This is a genomic window from Xenorhabdus entomophaga, assembly GCF_037996725.1.
Taxonomy (GTDB): domain Bacteria; phylum Pseudomonadota; class Gammaproteobacteria; order Enterobacterales; family Enterobacteriaceae; genus Xenorhabdus; species Xenorhabdus khoisanae.
This window is the reverse complement of record NZ_JBBMXH010000148.1, coordinates 1-6,771: the sequence shown is the minus strand read 5'-3', so window position 1 is coordinate 6,771 and position 6,771 is coordinate 1. Positions and strand designations below refer to the sequence as shown.

Here is a 6,771-nt window from a genome sequence, read left to right as displayed (position 1 = left end):
GCTTCTACTACTCGACCACTTCGTAAGCACTCCTGACACAGGTATTTATCACGCCTAAGAATCCGTTCGCGTAGCTTGTCCCACTTGCTGCCGTAGCCGCGGGCGTGTCGGTTCTTACCCTGTTGGTGAGCCTGCCAGCCAGTGTGCAGATGGTCAGGACAGTAGCCGCTACGGTCGGTGGTGGTCTTGGGACAGCCTTGTTTGCGGCAGGCGCGAGGGATACGGGGTGGCATGGCATCACCACGTCGAGAACAGTCCGCCGCGCTCACTCTCGCGTGCGACGAACAGCAGTATCTCTTCACGGATTATATAGCGGAGGTGATCGTCGTGGGCTTTGTTTATCTTGGCTGCATCAATAACCGCTGAACCCAAGTAAGTCACCCCACTTGCCACATTAAAGACCTTGAAGCCATCGGCAGTAACCCCAGCCTTGATTCCTTCATCTACTGCCAGCGTCATACCTGCGGGATAGGTCTTGCTCACCTGTTGCTTTTCTGCTTTCGGTTCGAATGCATTGTGAATGATGAGATGTTGAGGGGCTTTCCCTCCTATACTCATATCAAGCCGCCCATCTTTGTCATACCATGCTGAATATCCCTCAGCCGTTATAGATGTGCTGCCATCTTCTTTGATAATTATCATCATCATAATTTCTGCCTCATTTAGCATATTCAACTGGTTGGTTTTATATAATCCCCTATCGGAGCGAGACCACACCAGCCCGAAACCTCTACAAAACTCTATCAACGCCACTCATGGAATGACGTTTGCAGCATTTTGTAAAATCACCGTCTTGCGTACTTGCTCGCCCACGCCTTGGCGATGTTCAGACAGTCATCAAACAGCTTGCCCTTTCTGCTGGCTGACCCTGCACGGTGATAATGTTCCTTTGCCCTGTCGCTCGCCATAGCTGCTATAGATGAAGAAAAGCCGAGCTTGGTTAACTCGGCCTGTACGTTCTTCTCGATAAATTGCTCGTGGTTCATGCAGGCTCTCCCTCGTCGGGGAATTCATCAAGGCCAGGCAACGCAAGTTGGGTAAGCTGCAATGCTAATTTTGTGGCGTCCTTAATACGTTTAATATCCCTTTTGCGTTGAGCCATCAACCCACTGCCTTTCTGTCCTCGATGTTGGAAAGATGCTTTATCAAAAGCAGCTATTAAGTCATGCATCTTTTGTCCAGTAAGTTGAGCTATAGCAGTAACATCAAGTGTACCGATATCAACGTTTGATTCTTTCTCTGCAAGATCCAACAACCAGATACGCAGTTCTTTTGCTACTTTTGTCCGAGAAAACATACCAATTAGATATGCACCACGAAGGGAATATAACCTAACATCATACAAAAGATTATCGTAACCTATTGATTTATCCGTGGTCCTCACTTTGGCAGTGGTGCTCATACTCTCGGTGAACTCATCTTTATGCCTGCTATAAAGATTTGCCACTTTCTTACTGTCTTTGTAACCCAGTAGTTCAGCCAGATGCTCCCCAGTAAACCAGATTTTCCCGTCCTGATTATCAAATGGAACAATTTTGTGTTCTTTGAAAGTTAATGCTGTACTCATGGCGTATTACCTACATTTGAAATGAACCCTCGTTCACATAGAAAATCAGCCCGTCGAAGCTCGCCAGCTATAACTGACTTCCTCGAAGGCTCATATCAAAGTGATTGGATTCGACGTTTAAAGAATGGCGCTGTGAATGCGCGTTAGATACAAAAAAAACCACCACAGGGCGTGATGGTTTGAAGGTATTGTTGTAATAGGATGGTGTTAAATTTGGCTGGATGCTGCTTTAAACTGCTCTTTCGCGATTTCCACAGCTTTTTCTCTAATCTCATTAAGAGATAGATCGAAAACATTTTCTAGAGTAACCTTAAATGAAAAACATTTTTCAGCCCTAGAGTCTCCATCCATATAAGCAGAAAGCTCTATCACTATTTGATTATTCTGAACAATATAATATCCAGGGTCAGGATAGCCATAAGGCATACTATGACCATAAGATCCAATTGAATCAATTACATATTTCATATCATTTTTCATGTCATTTCCTTATTAGTATTTTCTATTATTTAAGGTTTGTATCCATATTTTTGATAGTCCCCTTGTTAGAAATGCCATTTTAATTTTGCTGCGGTTTTAATACAGTTTTTGCGGTTGTGTCATCCTGCAAACAAATAGGTTCACCGCCACCGCATCCTGATATATTCCCACCACCCCAGTATCATTGGCTCTGAGGGGGCGGTGAAAACCGCTTAACGCGCATATGCAGGATTTCAGCATAATTATACATTGCTGAACGTTGGACTCTTAACAGGTAGCGGTCAGTCTCCTCCAGTGCGTTATAAATATCGCCGCCTATGAAAACAGACAGTTTTTCTATTCTCTCATTGAGTTCTGCTAATTCATCAATAACACGTTGTTGATGTGGCTGTAGAGTTGGTTGTTGAGCATTCATTTCGTCACCTTATAACATTCAGTCTTCGCCCAATCCCTCAGTCCGAGGAACTGGGCTTCGAGGGTTTCAAGTTCTCCGAGGAGACGTACATAATCCTGTTCAGCGTCTTTCGCCAGTCTGGCGGGTCTTGAACCATCCACGCCGGAGGGGGCAGCGGTTTCAGACACGGGGCACTCGGCTTTGACGTACACGCGCTTAACGTTAGTGCGGAGAGTATCGCTAAGCTCATCAAGTTTAGATTTGGCATTGGCGAGTTCCTGTAGTTGTTTAGTGTCCCGTTCTGCGAGTTGCTTGATGCGCTCTTGCTGGTTGGTGTTGATGGCGACCTGTTCGTCATACTGTGACTTTAACCTACGGTATTCTTCGGCCTTGTTATGATACTCACCGTAATAGAACCAGAGCAGGCCAGCGACGACAGCAAAAGCACCCAGGGTGAAGTATTGGCTGTTGAATTTCATACGGGTATCTCAATATGAGGTGCATCCAGAAATTTAGCCGGCTTATCGTGGGGATTACTTGTCCACGTGATGCCAAACCGAAGCTTTATCCCCAGTTCTTCACCTGCTTGGTGTACTGCATTCAATACTGGCAGCCAGCATGTGTAATTATTCCAATCTGCACCTACAGGAAGCAAGTCAACCGCATGGCCCGTCAAATGGCGAGAATTCAGGGTCCGGCTTTTCTTCTCTTTCAATAACTGCTTTTGGCGCTCAAGCGTTCTGAGTCCTTCAATTACCGCGAAGTCAACCGGAGACAACGTAAGTGCTCGACGAACAACCGCAACCAAATCGAAATGCACACCTTTGAGGTTATTTTCACTGCGCTGGCTAAACTGAAAGTTATTCATTGCCACCGTTCGCCCCCGCTCTTCTCTCTGCCATCTTACGCAGCAATTGACCAATGAAGTCTGTTCCCAGATAGCCAATCACCACACTGCCGATGTAGGCCAAGTCAGGATTCAGACCGAACAGATTTAAAACATCACGAATGAACCAAGCGAACATGGCACACATAAAGGCGTCGATTGATACCTTTACCCAGCCACCGCCGTTGTAGCGGCCTCGGAAAAATGCCATTGTCCCCGCGAGTGCAGCCCCGATACCCTGCTCTCTTATTGAGACGAGCCAGTCACTAAGATGCACCCATAAATCAGGATTTTCTTTCATCTTCATATTCCACCCCATTTGAACAATGGGCGTCCGTGGGGTGAGCTATGATCGCCCCTGTGATTAGGTTAAAAGTAATCAGTTGATACTTAAGGTATGTTGTTAGATCGACAAAGTAGCAACACTAATAAAGGAGAATTTTATGAGTACATATTTAAGTTTATGGAATACCATAAGCCAAAGAGTGGCATCTGCTAGGAGTATCGGGAACATCGAGAACACTCCCCTTGGTGTGCGACGAAGTTTGACTCCCGAAGAAACTCAGCTTATGTTGCGAGTCCTTCAAATATTCATATTGGAAAACATCCTGCACAAACATCGCAGAAAGCACGGCACTCTTATGGAACCACTGCCTGGTAGCAAAGCCTTAGATCATAAAATTTTCATGAAAACCAATTGGACTTTCAATGAAATCCGTTCAATGAGCCTTGAGGATAAGCTACTGGTTTTGCATGATGAAATTGAGGTTATAAACTTATCCGTAGAGGCGCAACGCTTTATAGCAGAGCAATCGCTCCCTGATATTTCAATCACCTTTGAAGACTTTCGCCCTGAAGAATGGAACCATGTGGAAAACAAAATTTTTCTTGATCTACTACAGATTGATTATTCTCAATGAATCTTTCAGTTCCTTGAAGCCGCATTAATTCTGCGGCTTTTCGGTTTTTGGCATCAATGTATTCTTTTAATCTATCTGCTTGATACCGAAGCCAGTAATATAAATCCTCGTCACTTAACCCATCCCGGAAAATGTAAGGATGATTGTTTTCCAGCTCTTTTGCTCGAACCACAATCCAATATGGCAATAATGTTTCATCTCCATTAAGTACCACATCAATTTTTTTGATTACATTCGTCTCTTTCATGTGATTCTCCAGAAAGTAAAAAGGCCACCTCAGTGACCTTCGATATAATTTGGTGGAACCTCTCGGAATCGAACCGAGTCCTAATGCTTTTCAGGCATCCGCGCGAACCCTCTACGCCAAAGTTCCAGATATGAAAAAAGCCACGCCATGCGCAGCCTTGAGTTCAGTATGTAGATTTGGGGGTTTATTTATCAACCCAGTCGAGGCAAAAGTTTTGGGGTTGCCCGGTTTTTTGCATTTGTTGCAATAAAGCACCTAGCTTTTGTGCTTCAGCGTTTTGATACGAAAACTCGTAGTCATAAGATCCGCCCCCCTCATGATGCCCCAGTTGCGCCTTGCCAAGATTATAAGACTCACCATTAACTACCATCCGAAGTTCTTTATTTTGGAAGAGAGCCCCTACTTTTTGGTAACTCTCCTTATTTTGTTTGGTAGATGGATTAATATAAAATGTGTTATTTTTTTCACCCCAACTGAATGAAGATATTTCCGTAATATCTATCTCATTATTTGAAGTTATATTTAAAGAGCCCATAGTACGCGGCCAACCAACTAGCTTATCTGATATATATCCCCAACCTATATTCCCAAAATGACTGGATGTTTCAGTTCCTGATGTAAGATCAAAAGACAGCATACATTCAACTGGTGTGACTTTGGGTAATAATACCCAATCACAAGCCATTAGATCTTCTTGTGTTGGTTGCCAAGATGTCGTCCCTTCTTTATCTGTCACTTCGATCTGAGGCAGAGTATTATTTTCTGTTGAACCCGGAAGGAGTTTTATATACTCAACTTGTGCATCCCAACCATTACGGCGAACCAATTTCCCTATATACACTTGAATTAACGCCCACGGAAAAGAACTGTCTGGTGCCACATTGTCAACTTCGACATCAATCGTCTTCTTATATTGGTATTGGTCAGGATCAAAAGGACATTGCTTATTATCCAGCTTATTAACGTCAGACATCATTTCCTCACTTATTAATCGTTAAAGGTCATTTCATCTACTGCTAACTAGCCAGTTAATATTACTTAGGTTAGGTTTTTATCTCAATTGAATACCAAGCGGCAGAATTAATACGCATTAAAATATGGCTGCGCATTATAAAGTATGTCTATTCATCGAGTGCGTGATTCAGTGAGGTGTAAATTCGAAGTTTGCTGCTAATTCCGAATACCCTTTATTGAATACAGGCAACAAAAAACCCCGCCGAAGCGAGGTTTAAATATTCGTAGTGAGTATGGTTACAAGTTCCCACTATTTAAAGATACTACGCCAACTTTATGCAAAATGCAAATATTGTTGATGACATAAACAGTTTATTTCGTCACCTCATTAAATACCGCTTCCGCCCATTTTTCTTCCGTGTAACACTTCTCCACCAGCTTTTGATAAAAGGGCTTCCAGTTGCGAGACCATGACGATTGAGTTAATGCTGGAACCAGTGCTTTAACTGCGGTATAAGCCACCGACGACGGTACTTTGCTGTAACCTCGCCCCGAACATCGCGGGCAGATTTTATGAACGGGTATACCCTGCAATGCTGTCTGTTCCTCATCAAGCACCAAGCCTCGCCCTTTGCAGCGACAACGATTTGACAGAACGCCCTTACCGTTGCAGGCTTGGCACAATTCGTCCACCAGCTCATCTTTGATATTTGGCTCAACGATCACCACTCCATCAATGTTCGTGATGCCCGGGTGCTTCACCACGGCTTTCACTCTGCAAATAATCCCCTTACCTTGGCACTCCGAACACTGACAGGTTGACGCGGCTGAACGAGCGTAATTTTCAAAGGCCATCTTGGACAGTATCACCAGACATTGCCCCAGTTTATTCCCTGCTGCTTTCGAGATCAGTTTCGGTACAGTTCGCCTTGCGTATCGGGTCAGTTCTTCCACGGTGCTGAATTTGTCTTCTTCACTGACGTTGTTCTTGGCAAAAAAGGCCGTCATGCCAAACTTCGCCTGTGATTCAGCCATCCCTAAAGCCGCGGCGGTATCCATGCCTTTCATTCTGCCCGGTGCAGTACTGGTGGAAACATCACTAAAGGTCGGTGACTTCGGGTGAAAGTGTTTTAATGCTGACTCGAGTTTCATACAGCACACTCCCCCACCAGATTGAGGATAATGCTGTCGGTCAGCTCACCATCATGAAATCGTTCTTCCTCCAGTACCCACTTGCAGACCTCTATTGCCTCCTGACGACTCACCGGCTGGATAGTGGCGAGTTTCTTTTCAAGATAGTCTTCCCGGTCATAGATATAATAC

The 6,771-nt window shown here is 44.4% G+C and carries 13 protein-coding genes and 1 tRNA gene; 1 reads left to right on the top strand and 13 read right to left on the bottom strand.

Annotated features, from left to right (window positions below):
* The 9 genes from AAC854_RS20480 to AAC854_RS20440 all read right to left on the bottom strand — a co-directional run.
* Positions 1–233 (bottom strand): HNH endonuclease (locus AAC854_RS20480; RefSeq protein ID WP_340618711.1); only part of this gene is annotated, 233 nt, incomplete at its 3' end.
* Positions 234–237: 4 nt separating this feature from the next.
* The gene (locus AAC854_RS20475; RefSeq protein ID WP_340618710.1) at positions 238–717 is read right to left on the bottom strand and encodes a hypothetical protein; all 480 of its coding nucleotides are present in this window, start codon (positions 715–717) and stop codon (positions 238–240) included.
* Positions 718–785: 68 nt separating this feature from the next.
* Positions 786–986 (bottom strand): hypothetical protein, encoded by a 201-nt coding sequence (locus AAC854_RS20470; protein WP_340618709.1) that lies wholly within the window; start codon positions 984–986, stop codon positions 786–788.
* Positions 983–1,567 (bottom strand): BRO-N domain-containing protein, encoded by a 585-nt coding sequence (locus tag AAC854_RS20465; RefSeq protein ID WP_340618708.1) that lies wholly within the window; start codon positions 1,565–1,567, stop codon positions 983–985. The genes AAC854_RS20470 and AAC854_RS20465 overlap by 4 nt, the downstream gene beginning before the upstream one ends.
* Before the next feature lie 207 nt (positions 1,568–1,774).
* Positions 1,775–2,047, bottom strand: coding sequence for a hypothetical protein (locus AAC854_RS20460; protein ID WP_340618707.1), 273 nt, complete (start codon positions 2,045–2,047; stop codon positions 1,775–1,777).
* A 181-nt stretch (positions 2,048–2,228) separates the two neighbouring features.
* Complete coding sequence (locus AAC854_RS20455) at positions 2,229–2,462, bottom strand: crAss001_48 related protein (protein ID WP_340618706.1); 234 nt, start codon at positions 2,460–2,462, stop codon at positions 2,229–2,231.
* Positions 2,459–2,920 (bottom strand): lysis system i-spanin subunit Rz, encoded by a 462-nt coding sequence (locus AAC854_RS20450; protein ID WP_340618705.1) that lies wholly within the window; start codon positions 2,918–2,920, stop codon positions 2,459–2,461. The genes AAC854_RS20455 and AAC854_RS20450 overlap by 4 nt, the downstream gene beginning before the upstream one ends.
* The gene (locus tag AAC854_RS20445) at positions 2,917–3,309 is read right to left on the bottom strand and encodes a M15 family metallopeptidase (RefSeq protein WP_340618713.1); all 393 of its coding nucleotides are present in this window, start codon (positions 3,307–3,309) and stop codon (positions 2,917–2,919) included. The genes AAC854_RS20450 and AAC854_RS20445 overlap by 4 nt, the downstream gene beginning before the upstream one ends.
* Positions 3,302–3,628 (bottom strand): phage holin, lambda family, encoded by a 327-nt coding sequence (locus tag AAC854_RS20440; RefSeq protein WP_340618712.1) that lies wholly within the window; start codon positions 3,626–3,628, stop codon positions 3,302–3,304. The genes AAC854_RS20445 and AAC854_RS20440 overlap by 8 nt, the downstream gene beginning before the upstream one ends.
* 142 nt (positions 3,629–3,770) lie before the next feature.
* Between AAC854_RS20440 and AAC854_RS24410 the strand changes: the two genes are divergently transcribed.
* The gene (locus tag AAC854_RS24410; protein ID WP_422824113.1) at positions 3,771–4,247 is read left to right on the top strand and encodes an ECs1072 family phage-associated protein; all 477 of its coding nucleotides are present in this window, start codon (positions 3,771–3,773) and stop codon (positions 4,245–4,247) included.
* Here AAC854_RS24410 and AAC854_RS20435 read toward each other — a convergent pair.
* The 4 genes from AAC854_RS20435 to AAC854_RS20420 all read right to left on the bottom strand — a co-directional run bounded on the left by AAC854_RS20435 (position 4,159) and on the right by AAC854_RS20420 (position 6,600).
* Positions 4,159–4,494: a hypothetical protein gene (locus AAC854_RS20435; RefSeq protein ID WP_340618704.1), complete on the bottom strand. Its 336-nt coding sequence runs from the start codon at positions 4,492–4,494 to the stop codon at positions 4,159–4,161. The two genes, AAC854_RS24410 and AAC854_RS20435, sit on opposite strands and share 89 nt — an antisense overlap.
* Before the next feature lie 50 nt (positions 4,495–4,544).
* A tRNA-Phe gene (locus tag AAC854_RS20430) sits at positions 4,545–4,620 on the bottom strand.
* Between the two features lie 58 nt (positions 4,621–4,678).
* Entirely contained in the window at positions 4,679–5,467 is a 789-nt protein-coding gene (locus AAC854_RS20425; RefSeq protein ID WP_479715130.1) for a Thoeris anti-defense Tad2 family protein, read from the bottom strand.
* Between the two features lie 353 nt (positions 5,468–5,820).
* Positions 5,821–6,600: an antitermination protein gene (locus tag AAC854_RS20420; RefSeq protein ID WP_340618701.1), complete on the bottom strand. Its 780-nt coding sequence runs from the start codon at positions 6,598–6,600 to the stop codon at positions 5,821–5,823.
* Positions 6,601–6,771 lie beyond the last annotated feature (171 nt).